This is a genomic window from Streptomyces sp. NPDC023157, assembly GCF_055560575.1.
On record NZ_JBVHIL010000001.1, the window covers coordinates 773699 to 790381 of the forward strand.

Annotated in this window: 19 protein-coding genes and 1 pseudogene; 11 read left to right on the plus strand and 9 right to left on the minus strand. The window is 71.8% G+C overall.

Features of this window, described 5'->3' with window-relative positions:
• The first annotated feature begins 1 nt into the window (after nucleotide 1).
• From ACZ3ZE_RS03580 to ACZ3ZE_RS03590, 3 genes are all read left to right on the plus strand, one after another.
• Nucleotides 2–778 carry a metal ABC transporter ATP-binding protein gene (locus tag ACZ3ZE_RS03580; RefSeq protein ID WP_361163322.1) on the plus strand — a complete coding sequence of 259 codons (777 nt, stop codon included), beginning with the start codon at nucleotides 2–4 and terminating at the stop codon, nucleotides 776–778.
• Between the two features lie 28 nt (nucleotides 779–806).
• Complete coding sequence (locus ACZ3ZE_RS03585; RefSeq protein ID WP_467257210.1) at nucleotides 807–1700, plus strand: metal ABC transporter permease; 894 nt, start codon at nucleotides 807–809, stop codon at nucleotides 1698–1700.
• Nucleotides 1701–1771: 71 nt separating this feature from the next.
• Nucleotides 1772–2182, plus strand: a complete 411-nt coding sequence (locus tag ACZ3ZE_RS03590; RefSeq protein ID WP_329420434.1) for a Fur family transcriptional regulator — start codon at nucleotides 1772–1774, stop codon at nucleotides 2180–2182.
• A 103-nt stretch (nucleotides 2183–2285) separates the two neighbouring features.
• Here ACZ3ZE_RS03590 and ACZ3ZE_RS03595 read toward each other — a convergent pair whose 3' ends face one another.
• The 3 genes from ACZ3ZE_RS03595 to ACZ3ZE_RS03605 all read right to left on the minus strand — a co-directional run bounded on the left by ACZ3ZE_RS03595 (nucleotide 2286) and on the right by ACZ3ZE_RS03605 (nucleotide 4249).
• The gene (locus ACZ3ZE_RS03595) at nucleotides 2286–3110 is read right to left on the minus strand and encodes an isoprenyl transferase (protein ID WP_361163318.1); all 825 of its coding nucleotides are present in this window, start codon (nucleotides 3108–3110) and stop codon (nucleotides 2286–2288) included.
• Nucleotides 3111–3123: 13 nt separating this feature from the next.
• Nucleotides 3124–3873 (minus strand): DNA repair protein RecO, encoded by a 750-nt coding sequence (gene recO, locus ACZ3ZE_RS03600; RefSeq protein WP_361163316.1) that lies wholly within the window; start codon nucleotides 3871–3873, stop codon nucleotides 3124–3126.
• Nucleotides 3874–3973: 100 nt separating this feature from the next.
• Complete coding sequence (locus ACZ3ZE_RS03605; RefSeq protein ID WP_467257212.1) at nucleotides 3974–4249, minus strand: hypothetical protein; 276 nt, start codon at nucleotides 4247–4249, stop codon at nucleotides 3974–3976.
• A gap of 165 nt (nucleotides 4250–4414) precedes the next feature.
• Between ACZ3ZE_RS03605 and ACZ3ZE_RS03610 the strand changes: the two are divergent.
• A pseudogene (locus ACZ3ZE_RS03610) lies at nucleotides 4415–4611 on the plus strand (helix-turn-helix domain-containing protein); the annotation flags it as partial.
• On the plus strand, nucleotides 4601–4912 hold the full coding sequence (locus ACZ3ZE_RS03615; RefSeq protein WP_467257214.1) for a hypothetical protein: 312 nt from the start codon (nucleotides 4601–4603) through the stop codon (nucleotides 4910–4912). The pseudogene ACZ3ZE_RS03610 and the gene ACZ3ZE_RS03615, both read left to right, overlap by 11 nt.
• A gap of 8 nt (nucleotides 4913–4920) precedes the next feature.
• On the opposite strand, the gene ACZ3ZE_RS03620 is transcribed toward ACZ3ZE_RS03615, so the two are convergent.
• The 3 genes from ACZ3ZE_RS03620 to ACZ3ZE_RS03630 all read right to left on the minus strand — a co-directional run bounded on the left by ACZ3ZE_RS03620 (nucleotide 4921) and on the right by ACZ3ZE_RS03630 (nucleotide 6901).
• Nucleotides 4921–5490 carry a DUF1707 SHOCT-like domain-containing protein gene (locus ACZ3ZE_RS03620; RefSeq protein ID WP_361163312.1) on the minus strand — a complete coding sequence of 190 codons (570 nt, stop codon included), beginning with the start codon at nucleotides 5488–5490 and terminating at the stop codon, nucleotides 4921–4923.
• Nucleotides 5487–6116 (minus strand): TetR/AcrR family transcriptional regulator, encoded by a 630-nt coding sequence (locus ACZ3ZE_RS03625; protein ID WP_361163310.1) that lies wholly within the window; start codon nucleotides 6114–6116, stop codon nucleotides 5487–5489. The genes ACZ3ZE_RS03620 and ACZ3ZE_RS03625 overlap by 4 nt, the downstream gene beginning before the upstream one ends.
• A gap of 113 nt (nucleotides 6117–6229) precedes the next feature.
• Nucleotides 6230–6901 (minus strand): hypothetical protein, encoded by a 672-nt coding sequence (locus tag ACZ3ZE_RS03630; protein ID WP_467257215.1) that lies wholly within the window; start codon nucleotides 6899–6901, stop codon nucleotides 6230–6232.
• Between the two features lie 214 nt (nucleotides 6902–7115).
• Here ACZ3ZE_RS03630 and ACZ3ZE_RS03635 point away from each other — a divergent pair, with 214 nt between their 5' ends.
• The 6 genes from ACZ3ZE_RS03635 to ACZ3ZE_RS03660 all read left to right on the plus strand — a co-directional run bounded on the left by ACZ3ZE_RS03635 (nucleotide 7116) and on the right by ACZ3ZE_RS03660 (nucleotide 12481).
• Nucleotides 7116–7268 carry a hypothetical protein gene (locus tag ACZ3ZE_RS03635; RefSeq protein ID WP_467257217.1) on the plus strand — a complete coding sequence of 51 codons (153 nt, stop codon included), beginning with the start codon at nucleotides 7116–7118 and terminating at the stop codon, nucleotides 7266–7268.
• 90 nt (nucleotides 7269–7358) lie between these two features.
• On the plus strand, nucleotides 7359–7673 hold the full coding sequence (locus ACZ3ZE_RS03640; RefSeq protein ID WP_467257218.1) for a hypothetical protein: 315 nt from the start codon (nucleotides 7359–7361) through the stop codon (nucleotides 7671–7673).
• Nucleotides 7674–7777: 104 nt separating this feature from the next.
• Complete coding sequence (locus ACZ3ZE_RS03645) at nucleotides 7778–8107, plus strand: tail fiber domain-containing protein (protein ID WP_361623988.1); 330 nt, start codon at nucleotides 7778–7780, stop codon at nucleotides 8105–8107.
• 183 nt (nucleotides 8108–8290) lie between these two features.
• Nucleotides 8291–9049, plus strand: a complete 759-nt coding sequence (locus tag ACZ3ZE_RS03650; protein ID WP_361163302.1) for a MerR family transcriptional regulator — start codon at nucleotides 8291–8293, stop codon at nucleotides 9047–9049.
• Nucleotides 9050–9525: 476 nt separating this feature from the next.
• Nucleotides 9526–10899, plus strand: a complete 1374-nt coding sequence (locus tag ACZ3ZE_RS03655; RefSeq protein ID WP_361163300.1) for an FAD-dependent oxidoreductase — start codon at nucleotides 9526–9528, stop codon at nucleotides 10897–10899.
• Nucleotides 10900–10975: 76 nt separating this feature from the next.
• Nucleotides 10976–12481 carry a LuxR family transcriptional regulator gene (locus tag ACZ3ZE_RS03660; RefSeq protein ID WP_467257219.1) on the plus strand — a complete coding sequence of 502 codons (1506 nt, stop codon included), beginning with the start codon at nucleotides 10976–10978 and terminating at the stop codon, nucleotides 12479–12481.
• On the opposite strand, the gene ACZ3ZE_RS03665 is transcribed toward ACZ3ZE_RS03660, so the two are convergent.
• From ACZ3ZE_RS03665 to leuA, 3 genes are all read right to left on the minus strand, one after another.
• Entirely contained in the window at nucleotides 12468–13163 is a 696-nt protein-coding gene (locus tag ACZ3ZE_RS03665; protein WP_361163296.1) for a tellurite resistance TerB family protein, read from the minus strand. The two genes, ACZ3ZE_RS03660 and ACZ3ZE_RS03665, sit on opposite strands and share 14 nt — an antisense overlap.
• A gap of 154 nt (nucleotides 13164–13317) precedes the next feature.
• The gene (locus ACZ3ZE_RS03670) at nucleotides 13318–14634 is read right to left on the minus strand and encodes a choice-of-anchor A family protein (RefSeq protein ID WP_467257221.1); all 1317 of its coding nucleotides are present in this window, start codon (nucleotides 14632–14634) and stop codon (nucleotides 13318–13320) included.
• A gap of 279 nt (nucleotides 14635–14913) precedes the next feature.
• Nucleotides 14914–16677, minus strand: a complete 1764-nt coding sequence (gene leuA / locus ACZ3ZE_RS03675; RefSeq protein ID WP_361623982.1) for a 2-isopropylmalate synthase — start codon at nucleotides 16675–16677, stop codon at nucleotides 14914–14916.
• Nucleotides 16678–16683: the final 6 nt, after the last annotated feature.

Below are 16683 nucleotides of genomic sequence, written 5' to 3' on the forward strand. Positions count from 1 at the left end.
CGTGAGCGCACCCGGGCACGACGGCCCCGTCATCTCCGTCCGCGGAGCCACCGCGGCCCTCGGCTCGCGCCCCGTCCTGCGCGGCGTCGACCTCACCGTGGGGCGCGGTGAGGTCGTCGCCCTGCTCGGCGCCAACGGCTCCGGCAAGTCGACCGCCGTCCGCTCCGTCATCGGCCAGGTGCCGCTGACCGGCGGCAGCATCGAGCTGTTCGGCACGGAACAGAAGCGGTTCCGCGACTGGGCGCGCGTCGGCTACGTGCCGCAGCGCACCACCGCCGCCAGCGGCGTGCCCGCCACCATCCGCGAGGTCGTCACCTCCGGCCGGCTCTCCCGGCGCCGTTTCGGCCTCACCACCAAGGCCGACCGGGCCGCCGTCGACCGGGCCATCGCCCTCGTCGGCCTGACCGACCGCGCCAAGGACTCCGTCTCCGCCCTCTCCGGCGGCCAGCACCAGCGCGTGCTCATCGCCCGCGCGCTCGCCTCCGAACCCGAGCTGCTGATCATGGACGAGCCGATGGCCGGCGTCGACCTCGCCAGCCAGGAGATCCTCGCCGCGACCCTGCGCGAACAGGTCGCCGGCGGCACCTCCGTCCTGCTCGTCCTGCACGAACTCGGCCCGCTGGAGCCGCTGATCGACCGGGCGGTCGTCCTCCGCGACGGCTGCGTCGTCCACGACGGCCCGCCGCCGAAGGCCGTCGGCCAGCACGCGCTGCCCGGCCACGACCACGTCCACCCGCACGCGGCCGACGAGCCGCTCCGCACCGGTCTGCTGACCTGAGGCCCTGAGGATCTAGGAAAGCTGCCCCATGGAATTCCTCCAGCTCGCCTTCATGCAGCGGGCGCTCATCGCCGCCGTCCTCGTCGGCATCACCGCGCCCGCCGTCGGCATCTACCTCGTCCAGCGGCGCCAGGCCCTGATGGGCGACGGCATCGGCCACGTCGCCATGACCGGTGTCGGCCTCGGCTTCCTGCTGAACACCAGCCCCGTGTGGATGGCCACCGCCGTCGCCGTCGTCGGCGCCGTCGCGATGGAGCTGATCCGCGCGTACGGCAAGACCCGCGGCGACCTCGCCCTCGCGCTGCTCTTCTACGGCGGCATGGCCGGCGGCGTCCTCCTGATCAACCTGTCGCCCACCGGCTCCAACGCCAACCTGAACTCGTTCCTGTTCGGCTCCCTGTCGACGGTCTCCGCCGAGGACGTCACGGCCATCGGCATCCTGGCCGCGTTCGTCGTCCTCGTCACCGTCGGCCTGCGCCGCCAGCTCTTCGCGGTCAGCCAGGACGAGGAGTTCGCCCGCGTCACCGGCCTGCCGGTGCGGTTCCTCAACCTGCTCATCGCGGTCACCGCCGCCGTGACCGTCACGGTCGCCATGCGGGTCGTCGGCCTGCTCCTGGTCAGCGCGCTGATGGTGGTCCCGGTGGCCGCCGCCCAGCAGCTGTCCCGGTCCTTCCGCACGACCTTCGTGCTCGCGGTCGTCATCGGCACCGGCACCACCCTCGCCGGCACGGTCACCTCGTACTACCAGGACGTGCCGCCCGGCGCGACGATCGTGCTCCTCGCGATCGGCGTCTTCATCGCCCTCACGATCCTCGCCACCCCGCTCGCCCGGCGCCGCGCCCGCGCCTCCGAGACCGCCGCGCGGGAGTGCGACGCCGAGCTTCCCGGCGCCCGGCGCCCCGCCGACGACGTGAAGGTCTGAGCTCGGTCCGGGCCCCGGGGGGCGGGGGGCTGGCAGAATGGCGGGGGCAGACAAGATTCAAGGAGGCCCCCGTGGTGACGGCAGGACCCCCCGTACGAGGCCGTTCGACCAAGCAGCGGGCCGCAGTGTCGGCGGCGCTGAACGAGGTCGACGAGTTCCGCTCCGCCCAGGAGCTGCACGACATGCTGAAGCACCGCGGCGACTCCGTCGGCCTCACCACCGTCTACCGCACGCTCCAGTCCCTCGCGGACGCGGGCGAGGTGGACGCGCTGCGCACCAGCGACGGCGAGACGGTCTACCGGCGCTGTTCGACCGGCGACCACCACCACCATCTCGTCTGCCGCGTCTGCGGCAAGGCCGTCGAGGTGGAGGGCCCGGCCGTGGAGCAGTGGGCGGAGACCATCGCGTCCGAGCACGGCTTCGTGAACGTGGCGCACACGGTGGAGATCTTCGGCACCTGCGCGGAGTGCGCGACGAAGTGACCTGACGGACACCCTGACCCGGTGACCTGACATACGGGAGGCCCGCACCGAAATCCTTCGGTGCGGGCCTCTCGTCTGCGCACGTACGCGCGTCCCCGCGGGCTCAGCCCTTGTCGAGCACGGCGAGGTCCGCCGGGTCCACGCCGCCGAAGCGCCGGTCGCGCTGGGCGAACTCGACGCACGCCCGCCAGAGGTCACGGCGGTCGAAGTCGGGCCACAGGACGTCCTGGAAGACCATCTCGGCGTACGCGCTCTGCCAGATCAGGTAGTTCGAGGTGCGCTGCTCCCCGCTGGGGCGGAGGAAGAGGTCGACGTCCGGCATGTCCGGGTAGTACAGGTACTTCTGGATCGTCTTCTCGGTGATCTTCGAGGGGTCGAGCCGGCCCGCCTTGACGTCCTCGGCGAGCGCCTGCGCCGCGTCGGTCAGCTCCGCACGGCCGCCGTAGTTCATGCAGAAGTACAGCGTGAGCTTGGTGTTGTCCTTGGTCTGCTCCTGCGCGATCTGGAGCTCCTTGGCCACCGACTTCCACAGCTTCGGCATGCGGCCCACCCAGCGCACCCGCACACCGAGGGAGTCGAGCTGGTCGCGGGACTTGCGGATGAAGTCGCGGTTGAAGTTCATCAGGAAGCGCACCTCTTCGGGCGAGCGCTTCCAGTTCTCGGTGGAGAAGGCGTAGAGCGAGATCGAGCCCACGCCCATCTCGATCGCGCCCTGGAGCACGTCGAGCACCTGCTCCGCGCCGACCTTGTGCCCCTCGGTGCGCGGCAGCCCGCGCTCCTTGGCCCAGCGGCCGTTGCCGTCCATGACGATCGCGACGTGCTCGGGCACGAGCTCCGACTGGAGCTTCGGCGGACGGGCGCCGGACGGGTGCGGCTCGGGGGTGCTGTACTCCCGGCGCTGGCGCCCGAGAAGTCGTGCGATGGCCATGGCGATGGATCTCCTAGCTCTTCTCTACGTACCGCAGCGAGCGCAGCCCGCGCTCCAGGTGCCAGTGCAGATAGGCGGACACGAGGCCGCTGCCCTCCCTGACGTGACGCGGTTCGCACGCGTCCGCCGTCTCCCAGTCGCCGGTGAGCAGCGCGCTGAGCAGTCCTACGGCCTCCGCAGAGGGTACGACGCTTCCGGGCACCCGGCAGTCGCCGCATATGACTCCGCCCGCACCGACCGAAAAGAACCGATTGGGACCGGGAAGTCCGCATTTGGCGCAATCATTGAAACTGGGCGCGTACCCGTTCACGGCGAGCGAGCGCAGCAGGAACGCGTCGAGGATCAGATGCGGCGCGTGCTCACCCCGCGCCAGCGTCCGCAGCCCGCCCACCAGCAGCAGATACTGCTGCACGGCCGGCTCGCCCTCATGATCGGTGAACCGTTCCGCCGTCTCCAGCATGGCGGTCCCCGCCGTGTACCGGGCGTAGTCGGTGACGATCCCACTGCCGTACGCGGCGATCGTCTCGCTCTGCGTACACAACGGCAGCCCACGCCCGACCAGCTCACTCCCCCGGGCGAAGAACTGCACGTCGACGTGCGAGAACGGTTCGAGCCGCGCCCCGAACTTCGACTTGGTCCGCCGCACCCCCCGCGCGACGGCGCGTACGCGTCCGTGACCGCGCGTGAGCAACGTGATGATGCGGTCCGCTTCACCCAGCTTCTGGGTGCGCAGCACGATGCCGTCGTCGCGGAACAGACTCATGGAGCCATTCTCCCGTACGGGGGGAGCGACGTGGGCCGCCCTCACCCCTGTCGCGGCCCGGGACGCCCTCACGCCTACCCGCGGGCCCGGGGCCGCCCCCTCAGGACACCTCGCCCCGGCTCCGCGCGTTCGCGTGCGCCGTCGCCGCGCTCAGCCGCTCGGCGGCCGTGGCGACCCGCACCCCCTCCGGCTCGCAGTCCCCCTCACGCCCGCCGCCGATGGGCAGCGGCCGGGGCGGCTCGGCGGCGAGAGTGAGCGCGTCGAGCCCGAGAGAGGGAAGCACGATTCGCAGCCGCCCGAGCACGCCCCGCAATTCCGCCACCGCGTCGGCCGCCTCGGCAATCGTCGGCTGCCGTGTGCTGTCTTCGTTCTTCACCAACGCATCCCTTTCCGAATCCATTTCCCCGCTTACTCCGTCAAGCGTGGGGGCAGATCCGTAGAATCGGGAGACGCTCTGGGGCTACAAGTGCGGTGTAGGAGCCAGGAGTTAACCCAGGCCAACGGCGACCGGCAGGGCGCTTGAGAGCTCTTCGGCGACCTCCTGAAGGAGCGCCGGAGGCGGCGGGGCTTTCGCGGAACGACCTGGCCGGACGGGTGTTCGTGTCGGGTTCGTACATCGGCCTGTTCGAGCAGGGGATCCGGAAGCCACAGCTGGACGTGGCGCAGAGAATCGACCAGGTGCTACAAACCGGCGGTATTTTCGAACGGACTTGCAGAAAGCTGACTGATGGAGTTCGCCGACGCTCCCCCAACGGCTTATACAACGCGGCGCGGCATCACGGTGACGGCGGTGCGGACGAGCCCGTACGGCAAGTCGGGGGTGTACGCGTACACGGATCAGAACGGCGTGTCCCACACGTACGCGCGGCAGGGGTACGCGAGCCGGATCGAGATCAGTTACCGCCCGGACGACCCCGGGGTGGCGGTCGGCGTCTACCCGGTGGTGGTGCGGGTGCTGGTGGCGCTGGGCTCGCTGGCGCTGTGGGCGGCGACGATCGGCGTGATCTGCCTGATGGGCGTCATGGGCGGCAGTGTCTGACCGACCGGTTACCCGGCCTTCTTCGTCCGGGTGACGACCGCGCCGAAGAGGGCGAGACCCTTGATGACGACGCGGGGGGTGCCGGGCGTGGTGGTGCGGCGGGCGGCGCGCTTGTCGAAGACGCCGAAGAGCCCGAAGCCGCGGACGTCGACGTCGACGTCCTCGGGGACGAAGATCTTGGTGCCGCCCCAGAGGGCGACGGCGCGGATCACCGTGTCGTGACTGCTGAAGCGCGCCTCGGTGAGGTCGACCTGGCCGCCGCCCCACATGGACCAGAGCGTCATGCGCGGGGGCACGACCCACTGGCCCTTGCGGTGGAAGCCGCCGAAGACGCCGGCGACGAAGCTGCCCGAGGTGGGGGCGCGGTCGACGACGAGGGCGTCGCGGGGGCCGGGCGCGGGGAGGTCGCGGCAGGCGGCTTCGAGGTCGCCTCGGGTGCGGGAGGCGTGCACTTCGTCGAGGCGGGGGGAGAGCTGGTCGAGCGGGAGCCGGCCGTTCTCGACGGCGGACCGCAGCCGCTCCTCGGCGGCGTACCGCTCCTGGTCGGAGGCGAGGATGTCGAGCTCGTGCTGTGTCATGGCGTCAACCCTTGGAGGTAGGCGGCGAGCGCGGAGGAGAGGGCGGTGCGGTAGGTGTCGTCGCGCCCCGGGGCGTCGGGGTCGTGACCGAGGTCGGTGAGCCAGTAACGCCGGCCGAGGGCGTAGCCGTACGCGCCGGACATGGCGAGGAGGACGACCATCTCGATCCGCTCGCGGTCCGGGCCGTCGGGCCCGGGGAGCACCGTGCGGACACCGTCCTCGATGGCGTCGACGAGGCGGGAGAGGTGGGTCGGGGCGTCGGGGGCGTTGCCGCCCTCCCAGTCGTGGAGCTGGGACCAGGCCCAGAGCCGGACGTACCGCTCGTCGCCGAGGATCTCGAAGAGGACGCGGGTCATGCCGTCGGCGTACGGGACGCGGCCGTCGGCCTGGAGCCGTTCGCGCACGAGGTCGCGCTTGCGCTCGTTCTCGCGCTGGAGGACGGCGCGGACGAGGGCGGCGTAGGTACCGAAGTAGTGGGTGACGAGCCCGTGCGTGACACCGACGGCCTCGGCGACCCGGCGCAGGCCGACGCCGTCGGGCCCGTGCCGGGCGATGAGGTCGGTGGCGGCGTCGAGAATCTCGGCACGCGCCTCCTCAGGAGTCCGCCGCCGCCGCTTGATCGCCATGCACCCTCACGCTCCTGCCTCGCCCGCGCCCGCTATCGGCAGGGTGGACAATAACGCGCCGGACCTCTTGTTATCCACCCTGCCAACAGCACGCCGAGGGATCAACTCGCCATTCAGGGCCACTGGTCGGGCCGCCCGGCTCCAGGTAGGGCGGTCGTGGCGGGTGTTGCGGGTGGGCTTCTGGTGCGGCCACGCGACCATGCCGGGTAGTGGCGGATGCCGATCGGCGGCCGTCGGGCCGGTGGGTGGGGAGGCCGGGTATCGGCCGGGGCCGTGCCTTGCCCGTCGGGTGAGTGGGTGGGGGCGTCGGGTTGGCGGCCGGGGCCGGTGGGCGGAGTTCGGTTGGTTGGGGCTGCGCGGCATGGGAGGGCGGCTACGCAAGCCGGTGAGCAGGCGTTGGCCAGGAGAGGGAGTACGTCGGTCGCGACGCGGAGGGAGATCCACACCGGATGGAGTTCGCCGTGCTCGATCGGGCCGTCGCAGACACTGCAGTTGCGGATCGCGGTGGCTCCCCATCGCCGGGCGTCCAGGTCGCCCGGATCGAGGTCCGCGACCGAGGCCGGCGCGGGGCGGGGCTTCGGGAAGGGGGCTCGCAGCTTGTGGTTGCCGAACAGCGCGCGCGTGCTCACCGTGCTGCGGGTCAGCTTCCGGCAGCGCGTTATCTCGTACGGCAGCCAGTGCAGCCGGTACGAGGTGTACGGGGTGAACTCCTCCAGGCTGGTCATCGCCCCGATCTCGGGCGGGATCCGGACCAGGTTGCTGCCGTAGAGCACGAGGTGCCTCACCGCCGTCAGCTTGGCGATGCTCGGCGGCAGGGTGATGATCTGGCGCCTTTCCTCCGGGGGCAGTTCGGTCAGCGGGCGGAACTCTTCGCGTCTGTCGGCGGCCGCCTCGTCGATCAGGTGCAGCAGGTGTCGCCAGCCGGGTGCGGACGTGTCCTGCCGCTCGGCATGGAAGCCGACCCGGGCTCGAGGGTGGGGCGTCGACTGGTCGAAGCACGTGCAGAGGTCCCGGGAGCCCTGGGGTGACGTGCCGCCCCAGCGGTTCGTGAAGCGTTTCGGCTCCGTCTCGGACTCCCAGCCGCAGGAGAACGTCCAGGCGCTGTTCGACTCGGCCGGACACCCCTTCTGCCTGTGCTTCGACGGGGAATAGCGCGTGTGCGGAAGTCCACGTGCCTTTTGGGGCGTTAGGCCGTTAGGGGTGTCGCGGATGCATTCGGCGTCCCGGCCGGAAGGATGCCCCATGTCCACGAAGCGCGTTACCCGTCGCCTGCTGGTGCTGTCGGCCACGGCGGCTACTTGCACCGGCGCCTTGAGCGTCCCGGCCGTGGCGAGCACGAACGTTCTGGCGGTCGGAAATGCCGCCTACGACACCACGATGATCAACCAGGACCACGACCTCACGGCGGTTGGTGAGACCGCTCACGTCAGCGGGCTGGGGAACGGCCTTGTCCAGCTGCCGGTGGACCACCCCGACAACCGCGGCGGTGGTGGCAGCCTGCTCTTCTCGGATCGAGGGCTGAAGACCGAGGTCACCGCGGTGGTCTGGGAGCGATGAGCGGCTGGCGGTTGAGGGGGGTCCTGGCCAGGGTGTGGACGCCGACCCCGGTCAGGAGGCGCCTTCGGCAGGGTGATTCCGCGGCCGGACTGGCGTCGGGGGCCGTGTCGGGGGCGGTGTGCGGCAGCGATCCGGTCAACGGCTACCAGGTGCTGGAGCAGGTGGTACGGCTGCCGGTCAGCACGTGGCGGTATCACTGGGACCCTCCGCACGTACGCCACCTGGGCCCCATGGCGCAGGACTGGTGGAAAGCGTTCGGGGTGGGTGAGAACGACAGGACGATCTGCTGCACCGACGCCAACGGGGTGGCCATCGTCGCCATTCAGGCCCTGCACCGGGAACTGACCGAGCTACGGGACGAAGTCGCGGCCCTGCGAGCCCGGAGCAAGGCGGCGCACGACCCCGGTGGGCCCGGAGCGGCCGGCTCGGAATGAAGAGCCAGAACCCCCCCAAGCCGATGTCACCCGCGCCGGCTGGACGCCGAGGGCGTCCGGGCCGCCCGGCTCGGCCTTTGCGAGGATCTTGGCTCTCGGGGTTGAAGCTGCCGTTGCGGCAGCTCCTACCGTCGTGACCAGGGCCGGAGACACCGGCCCGGCGACACACGTGCAGGAGTCGTGATGGACTGGCCGATCGCGGAGGTGGCCCGGATGTCGGGCGTGACCGCCCGGACACTGCGCCACTACGACGAGACGGGCCTGCTGCCGCCGGCCCGGATCGGCGCCAATGGGCGCCGCTACTACGAGGAGCACCAGCTCCTGCGGCTGCAACAGATCCTCGTGCTGCGGGCCCTGGGCGTCGGCCTGCCGGAGATCGGCCGGATCCTGTCCGAACAGGTCGACGAGGTGGATGCCCTTCGGGGCCACCGCCAGCGCCTCCTCACGGAGCGGGACCGGCTCGACGCCCTGGCCGGCACCGTCTCCCGCACGATCGCCGAACTGGAGCAGTCCAGGAAGGACGGCAACCCCATGACCATCAACCGACCGGAGAACCTCTTCGAGGGCGTGACGCCTTCCCAGTACGAGGAAAACATGCGCGACTTCCCCGAACTCGCCGAGGGGGTCGCACGACGCGCCGCCACGATGAGCCAGGCCGACGCCGACGCCGCGCACCGCGAGCGCACCGCGCAGATGATCCGGCTGGCCGAACTCATGGCCGCGGGCCACCCGGCCGACGCCGCCCCGGTCCAGGCCGAAATCGACGCCCAGTACCGGGCACTGACCGAACTGCGCACTGTCTCCGCCGAGGACTACCGGGCCATCGGACGCTCCATCGTCGACAACGAGACGTGGCGCGCCGCCTACGAGGCCATCGTTCCCGGCCTGGCCGCGTACCAGCGCGACGCCATCGAGGCGTACGCCACCACCCGGCTGAACTGAGACACGACGCAACCGCCGTCGAGGGAGGACCCCGATGGCGGTTGCGCCGTGTCACGGCGGGCCGGCGATGTTCGCACCCGAGGCCACCCGCACTTCGGGCATGGGGAGGGCTGCTCGCCACCTCTCCCGTCACACGAGCTCCCGCCCCATCGAGGCCCGGGAGACCGGACTGTGCACCCCCAGGGTGACCACCGGGGCCTGAAGCCCCACTCCCCACCGGCCGTCCGCCGCCAAGCCCCGCCCATCACCCCATCCCTCTGCCGCGCACCCCGGTCCGACGGAAGTCCGTCCACCGGCGTCGGCGCGTCCCCGTGACGCGGGTGTCGCGACGGCCCCCCATTCACTTATGGAACCCATAAGTCCGCCTTATGAGCCCATAGACCGGGGGCGGGTACTCATCCGCTTGGCGCATTATTTAGGGTGACCTAAGTGCGGCGGGCCCCTGCCGACACGTCGCTTGCGAAGGGAAACCCGTCATGCCCCGCCCCCTCCGTGTCGCGATCGTCGGCGCCGGCCCCGCCGGGATCTACGCCGCTGACGCGCTGCTGAAGTCCGAGGCCGCCGCCGAGCCGGGCGTGTCCATCGACCTCTTCGAGCGGATGCCCGCCCCCTTCGGCCTGATCCGCTACGGCGTCGCGCCCGACCACCCCCGCATCAAGGGCATCATCACCGCCCTCCACCAGGTCCTCGACAAGCCGCAGATCCGCCTCTTCGGCAACGTCGACTACGGCACCGACGTGCACCTGGACGACCTGCACGCCTTCTACGACGCCGTGATCTTCTCCACCGGCGCCACCGCCGACCGCGCCATGAACATCCCGGGCATCGAGCTCGACGGTTCGTACGGTGCCGCCGACTTCGTCTCCTGGTACGACGGGCACCCGGACGTCCCGCGCACCTGGCCGCTGGAGGCCGAGAAGGTCGCCGTCCTCGGTGTCGGCAACGTCGCGCTCGACGTCGCCCGCATCCTCGCCAAGACCGCCGACGAGCTGCTGCCCACCGAGATCCCCGCGAACGTCTACGACGGTCTCAAGGCCAACAAGGCGCTGGAGATCCACGTCTTCGGCCGTCGCGGTCCGGCCCAGGCCAAATTCAGCCCCATGGAGCTGCGCGAGCTGGACCACTCGCCCACCATCGAGGTCATCGTCAACCCCGAGGACATCGACTACGACGAGGGCTCCATCGCCGAGCGGCGCAAGAACAAGCAGACCGACATGGTCGCCAAGACCCTCGAGAACTGGGCCATCCGCGACATCGGCGACCGCCCGCACAAGCTCTTCCTGCACTTCTTCGAGTCGCCCTCCGAGATCCTCGGCGAGGACGGCAAGGTCGTCGGCCTCCGCACCGAGCGCACCGAGCTCGACGGCACCGGCAACGTGAAGGGCACCGGCCAGACCACCGACTGGGACGTCCAGGCCGTCTACCGCGCCGTCGGCTACCTCTCCGACGAGCTGCCCAAGCTGCCCTGGGACGCCGCCAGCGGCACCGTCCCGGACGTGGGCGGCCGGGTCGTCGAGGAGAGCGGCGCCCCCCTGCCCTCCACCTACGTCACCGGCTGGATCCGGCGCGGCCCCGTCGGCCTCATCGGCCACACCAAGGGCGACGCCAACGAGACCGTCGCCAACCTCCTCGACGACCACGCCCACGGGCGCCTCCTCGCCCCCGAGTCCCCGCAGGAGGACGCCGTCGTGTCCTTCCTGGAGGGCAAGGGCATCGCGTACACCACCTGGGAGGGGTGGTACGCGCTCGACGCCGCCGAGAAGGCGCTCGGCGAGCCGCAGGGCCGCGAGCGCGTGAAGATCGTCGAGCGGGACGAGATGCTGCGCGCCAGCGGCGTCGACCTGGGCTGATCCCCGTCGCCCACCCCTTCGGGCCTTGCCGGTCCTACGCTGAAAGGACCGGCAAGGCCCGAAGGGAAGTGACGTCATGGGCGTCAGGGGCGTCATCGGCGTCACAAACGTCGTGGGGGCCGTCGGAGCTGTCGAAGCCGTCGGGGCCATCGGAGCCGTCGGCGGTACGGACTGGGGCGCCGCCTACGCCCGCCTTCACGCCGCCGACCGGCATCCCACCGGGCCCCTCGGGCCCCTCCACCCCCAGGATCTCGACGCCCTCGCCGACTCCGCCTGGTGGTCCGGCCGCGTCGACGAGTCGGTCTCCGTACGCCTGCGGGCCCACTCCGCGCACGTCGCCGAGGGCGACTGGCGTGGTGCCGGGCTCGCGGCCTGGTGGCTCCACCACACGTACGGGCGGCTCGGGCGGCCCGTCGCCGCGGCGGGCTGGCTGCACCGGGCCCGGCATCACCTGGAGGGGCGGCCCGACTGCCCCGAGCAGTGCTTCCTGGCCCTCTCCGACATCGACGCGGCCCAGGCGCACCACGACCCGGCCGCCGCGCTCGGCGCCGCCCGGCGCATGCACCGGCTCGCCGCCCGCTCCGGCAGCCCCGACCTGCTCGCCCTGAGCCGCCAGGCCGAGGGCGCCCTGCTCCTGACCCGGGGCCGCCGGGCCGAGGGGCTCGCGCTGCTGGACGCCGCGATGGGCCCCGTCACGCGCGGCGAGCTGAGCGGGATGACCACCGGCCTCCTGTACTGCCTGGCCCTCGACACGTGCGGGGGCGCGGCGGAGTTCGGGCGCGCGGTGGAATGGACGCGTGCCGCGATGACCTGGTGCACCGCGACGCCCAACCCCTTCCGCGCCGCCTGCCGCCTCCACCACGTCGAGGTGCTCGACCTGCTCGGCGACTGGGCGCGCGCGGAGGAGGAGGCGCGGCTGGTCTGCCAGGAGGTCCTGGAGGACGCGCTCGACACGGCGGCCGCCGCCTCGTACGCCGTCGGCGAGCTCCAGCGCCGGCAGGGCCGCCTGGACGAGGCGGCCCGCTCGTACGCCCGCGCCCATGCGCTGGGCCGGGTCCCGCAGCCGGGGCTCGCCCTGCTCCGGCTCGCCCAGGGCCGTGCCGACGCGGCGCCGGCGGGGCTGCGGCTCGCCCTGGACTGCCAGAGCGACCCCGGGCACGCCGTCCTCGGCCGCGCCCGCCTGCTCGCCGCCCTCGTCGAGGTCCACCTCGCGGTCGGCGGGCCCGGTGCCGCCGCCGAGGAGGCGGTCGTGGAGCTGGAGGAGCTGGCCTCGGCGCGGGGCGTGCCCCTGCTCGCCGCGATGGCCGCCACCGCGCGCGGGGCGCTCAGCCAGGGCGAGGCGGCACGGGAGCCGCTACGGCGGGGCGTGACGCTCTGGGAGGGGCTGAGGATCCCGTACGAGGCGGCACGGACGCGGATGCTGCTCGCGGCGGCGGAACGGGCGGCAGGGGACACCGAGGCCGCCCGCCGCGCCCTGACCGCCGCCCGCACGACCTTCGAGCACCTGGGAGCCACCCCGAAGGCCCGCCGAACGCACCCGCCCACGCGCCCCGCTCTCTCCCACCCACCTACAACGGCGTAGTCCGCGCCGTGGCCAGCAGCCGGGCCGTGTCGTCCGCGCACAGCGCCAGCGCGTTGCCGACCGTGCCCAGGACCTCGCGTTCCGCCGGGCTGTACGGGCCGTCCGCGAGGGCGATGCGGGCGCCCTGGAGCAGGATCGATTCGCGGCCTGCGGCGGCCAGGTGGGGGGCGAGGGGTTCGAGGGCTTCGTGGAGTTCGATGGCGAGGGCCGCTCCGCCGCTGCTGATGTCGGGGAGGAAGCGTCCGGTGTCGGCGGCGAGGGCCTCGACGAGGTCGACGAGCTGGTGGGCCGTACAGTCCGTGAATCCGGCGGCCCGGACTCCGGCGGCGGCGGTGTCGACGGCGGTGCGGGACGTGGTGCCGCCGGCGGCGAGGACGGCGAGGGCGACGGTGTGGACGGCGTCGCGCAGCATCGCCGAGAACCGGCCGGTCGTCGGGTGGGTGAGCGCGTCCGTACCGAAGTGGGTGTGGCAGGCGGCGCACTCGACGACGGGGCCCGCGCTGCCCCGGGGCAGCAGCGGCACGCCGAGGAGGGCGAAGCGGCGGCGTCCGGTGCGGCGGCGGTAGTTGCGGTCCCCGCCGCACTCCTCGCAGAAGAACTCGCCGTCGCCGATCGTGTTCCACGAGGTGCGGATACCGCAGAGAACCCTGCTCCGGTCCGATGACTTCCGCGCTGCCCGCACGCCGCACCTCCTTCACGTCCCGGCAACATTGCCGGCGTTGGCGTGATGTTAGCCACATCGATGATGCGGCGTCAGCACCTCGTCAGCAGAACGCAACGGAGATGGCCGAGACCCGCCGGGCTCCACGGGGGCCCGGCGGGTCTCGGTCGGGGGGTCAGGAAGCGCGCTTGCGCAGCTTCGCGAAGGCCAGGAAGCCGCCGCCGAGGAGGACGGCCGCTCCGGCGACGCCCATCGCGGCCGGCCCGAAGGCCGAGCCGGTGGTGGCGAGATCACCCTCCGGGGTGGACGAGGGGGACGGGGCGGGGGCGCCCGCCGACGTGGAGGAGGAGGGCGACGGGGAGGCCGGGTTCGACTCCGACGGGCTGGGGGTGGCCGAGCCCGGCGGGGTGGTGGCCGGGGTGGTCGGGGTGGCCGGCTTGCTGGGGACGTCCGTCGGGGTGGGCTTGGGCTGCTCGGGGGTGACCGGGGGCTTGCCGGGGGTGGTGCCGGTGGGCAGGCAGCCGGTGAAGTTCATCTGGTGGGTCTCGGCGCCGGGCACGGTGAGCAGCTTCTCGGCGACGACGGAGCCGTTGACGTGGCCGGGGCCGACGCCGGGGCCGCCCATCTCGACGGTGGCGTTCGGCGCGAAGATCGTGCCGGGCCAGGAGGTGTAGTTCTTCTTGACGCTCTCGGCCTGCGGGAAGTTCCACAGCAGCTTGGAGCGGACGCTCTTGAAGGCGTCGCTGCCCGCGTTGTAGTCGTCCATGACCAGGGCGCCCTTGGTCTCGTCCCAGAGGTAGACGCCGTAGGTGGGGGCGGTGCTCATGTCGTACGAGCCGCCGAGGACGTTGACGAGGGTGGAGGAGCCGGCCGGGACCTTGAGGGATATCGCGCCGGCCTTCTGGAGGTCGGCGGCGGCGACGGCGAAGACGTTCAGCTTGGCGTCGGTGCCGGTGAGCATCAGGCCCTGGTAGTCGGTGGAGCGGCCGACGGTGCCGTTGGGCTCGACGGCGGCCCAGCCGGCGGAGAGGGTGCGCAGGGAGGTGAACTCCTTGCCGAAGTCGATCGGCGAGGGGCCTTCCTTCACCTTGTCGCCGTCGACGCCGAAGCCGGAGCCCTGGGTGGAGCGGTCGACGACCTTGCCGGCGATGCCGGTGCCCTTGTCGAGGACGACCTGGTTGGCGTAGAGGGTGCCGCCGACGACGAGGCTGTGGCCGCCGGGGAGCGCGGCGAGGCCGCCGGAGGTGAGGCGGTTGCCGATGGAGAAGCCGGAGGGCCGCTTGGGGTCGCCGAAGGTGGCGTCGCCGCCGACCGCGACGGCGCCCTCGGAGTCGGAGTGGCGTACGGAGTCCTTCTCGACGAACTCGGCGTAGCGGCCGGCGGTGCCGAGCGGATTCGTCTCGCACGCGGTGGTGGCGGAGGCGGCGGGGGCCCAGGTGAGGGCGGCACCGGTCACGGCGAGGACGGCGGCCACGGCGGCGGACGTGCGCATGCGAGCTCCAGGTCGAGGAGTGCGGGGAGGGAAGTGCCCTGTGGAGATGCCCGAGGGACGCCCGAGGGGATGCCCGAGGGGATGCCCGGGGGCCGATCTCCGTGGGGATGAGCCGACCTTCCGCCATGCGCCGATGTAGCGTCAACTCACCTGATATGCCGCCGATTCCGGCATGTCGTGAGGATCTCCCTTAAGCGAACCTGAAGCCGTGACGCGGATCACTCAAACGAAACCGCCCCGCACCCCTGAGGGGTGCGGGGCGGTGGCCCGGGTGACGCGTCAGCGGGCCGAGCGGTTGACCGCCGAGACGACCGCCTTCAGCGAGGCGCGGGTGGTGTTGGCGTCGATGCCGATGCCCCACAGGACCTTGCCGTCGATGGCGCACTCGATGTACGAGGCGGCCTGCGCGGAGGCGCCCTCGCTCATCGTGTGCTCCTGGTAGTCCAGCAGGCGGGCGTCCACGCCGACCGCCTGCAGCGCGGCGAAGAAGGCGGAGATCGGGCCGTTGCCGGAGCCGGTCAGGACCGTCTCGGTGCCGTCGACGACCGCTTCGACCTTCAGGGTGTCGGTGCCGTCGGTGTCGGAGGTCGACTGGCCGGAGCGCAGCTGGATGCGACCCCAGGCGTTGTCCGGGTTGGGCAGGTACTCGTCCTGGAAGACGGACCAGATCTGCGCCGGGGTGACCTCGCCGCCCTCGGCGTCGGTCTTGGCCTGGATGATCCGCGAGAACTCGATCTGCATCCGGCGGGGCAGGTCCAGCTTGTGGTCGTTCTTCAGGACGTACGCGATGCCGCCCTTGCCGGACTGGGAGTTGACCCGGATCACGGCCTCGTAGGAGCGGCCGACGTCCTTGGGGTCGATCGGCAGGTACGGGACCGCCCACTCGATGTCGTCGACGGTCTTGCCCTGGGCGGCCGCGTCGGCCTCCATGGCGTCGAAGCCCTTCTTGATGGCGTCCTGGTGGGAGCCGGAGAAGGCGGTGTAGACCAGGTCGCCCGCGTAGGGGTGGCGCGGGTGGACCTCCATCTGGTTGCAGTACTCGGAGGTCCGGCGGACCTCGTCGATCTGCGAGAAGTCGATCTGCGGGTCGACGCCCTGGCTGAACAGGTTCATGCCCAGGGTCACCAGGTCGACGTTGCCGGTGCGCTCGCCCTGGCCGAACAGGCAGCCCTCGATGCGGTCGGCGCCGGCCATGATCGCCAGCTCGGCCGCGGCCACCGCCGTACCGCGGTCGTTGTGCGGGTGCACGGACAGGCAGACGTGCTCGCGGCGGGTCAGGTGGCGGGACATCCACTCGAAGCGGTCCGCGTGCGTGGAGGGCGTCGAACGCTCCACGGTGGCGGGCAGGTTGAGGATGATCTCGCGGCCGGGGCCGGGCTGCCAGACGTCGCAGACCGCCTCGCAGACCTCCAGGGCGAAGTCCAGCTCGGTGTCGGTGAAGATCTCCGGGCTGTACTGGTAGCCGAAGATGGTCTCCGGGCCCAGCAGCTTCTCGGCGTACTCCATCACCAGGCGGGTGCCGTCGACCGCGATCTGCTTGATGTCCTCCTTGGAGCCGCGGAAGACGACCCGGCGGAAGGTGGGCGCGGTGGCGTTGTACAGGTGGACGGTGGCGCGCTTGGCGCCCTTCAGGGACTCCACGGTCCGCTCGATCAGGTCCTCGCGGGCCTGGGTCAGTACGGAGATGGTGACGTCGTCCGGGATCGCGCCGTCCTCGATGATCGAGCGGACGAAGGCGAAGTCCGTGTCGCCGGAGGACGGGAAGCCGACCTCGATCTCCTTGTAGCCCATCCGGACCAGCAGGTCGAACATCTCGCGCTTGCGGGCCGGGCTCATCGGGTCGATCAGGGCCTGGTTGCCGTCGCGCAGGTCCGTGGAGAGCCAGCGGGGAGCCCGGGTGATGCGCTGCTCGGGCCAGGTGCGGTCGGGGATCTCGACGGCCTCGTACCGCCCGTACTTGTGGACGGGCATCCCGGACGGCTTCTGCAGGTGCGTCGCGGTGGTCAGGGGCGTCGGACGGCTGACGAACGGAGACTGGGACATTGCGTA

Bases quoted from the DNA above. Each gene is read 5' to 3' on its own strand.
- ACZ3ZE_RS03585 (WP_467257210.1), top strand. From the start codon at position 807: ATGGAATTCCTCCAGCTCGCCTTCATGCAGCGGGCGCTCATCGCCGCC.
- ACZ3ZE_RS03595 (WP_361163318.1), bottom strand. From the start codon at position 3,110: ATGGCCATCGCACGACTTCTCGGGCGCCAGCGCCGGGAGTACAGCACC.
- recO (WP_361163316.1), bottom strand. From the start codon at position 3,873: ATGAGTCTGTTCCGCGACGACGGCATCGTGCTGCGCACCCAGAAGCTG.
- ACZ3ZE_RS03615 (WP_467257214.1), top strand. From the start codon at position 4,601: ATGGAGTTCGCCGACGCTCCCCCAACGGCTTATACAACGCGGCGCGGC.
- ACZ3ZE_RS03620 (WP_361163312.1), bottom strand. From the start codon at position 5,490: ATGACACAGCACGAGCTCGACATCCTCGCCTCCGACCAGGAGCGGTAC.
- ACZ3ZE_RS03625 (WP_361163310.1), bottom strand. From the start codon at position 6,116: ATGGCGATCAAGCGGCGGCGGCGGACTCCTGAGGAGGCGCGTGCCGAG.
- ACZ3ZE_RS03640 (WP_467257218.1), top strand. From the start codon at position 7,359: ATGTCCACGAAGCGCGTTACCCGTCGCCTGCTGGTGCTGTCGGCCACG.
- ACZ3ZE_RS03650 (WP_361163302.1), top strand. From the start codon at position 8,291: ATGGACTGGCCGATCGCGGAGGTGGCCCGGATGTCGGGCGTGACCGCC.
- ACZ3ZE_RS03655 (WP_361163300.1), top strand. From the start codon at position 9,526: ATGCCCCGCCCCCTCCGTGTCGCGATCGTCGGCGCCGGCCCCGCCGGG.
- ACZ3ZE_RS03660 (WP_467257219.1), top strand. From the start codon at position 10,976: ATGGGCGTCAGGGGCGTCATCGGCGTCACAAACGTCGTGGGGGCCGTC.
- ACZ3ZE_RS03670 (WP_467257221.1), bottom strand. From the start codon at position 14,634: ATGCGCACGTCCGCCGCCGTGGCCGCCGTCCTCGCCGTGACCGGTGCC.
- leuA (WP_361623982.1), bottom strand. From the start codon at position 16,677: ATGTCCCAGTCTCCGTTCGTCAGCCGTCCGACGCCCCTGACCACCGCG.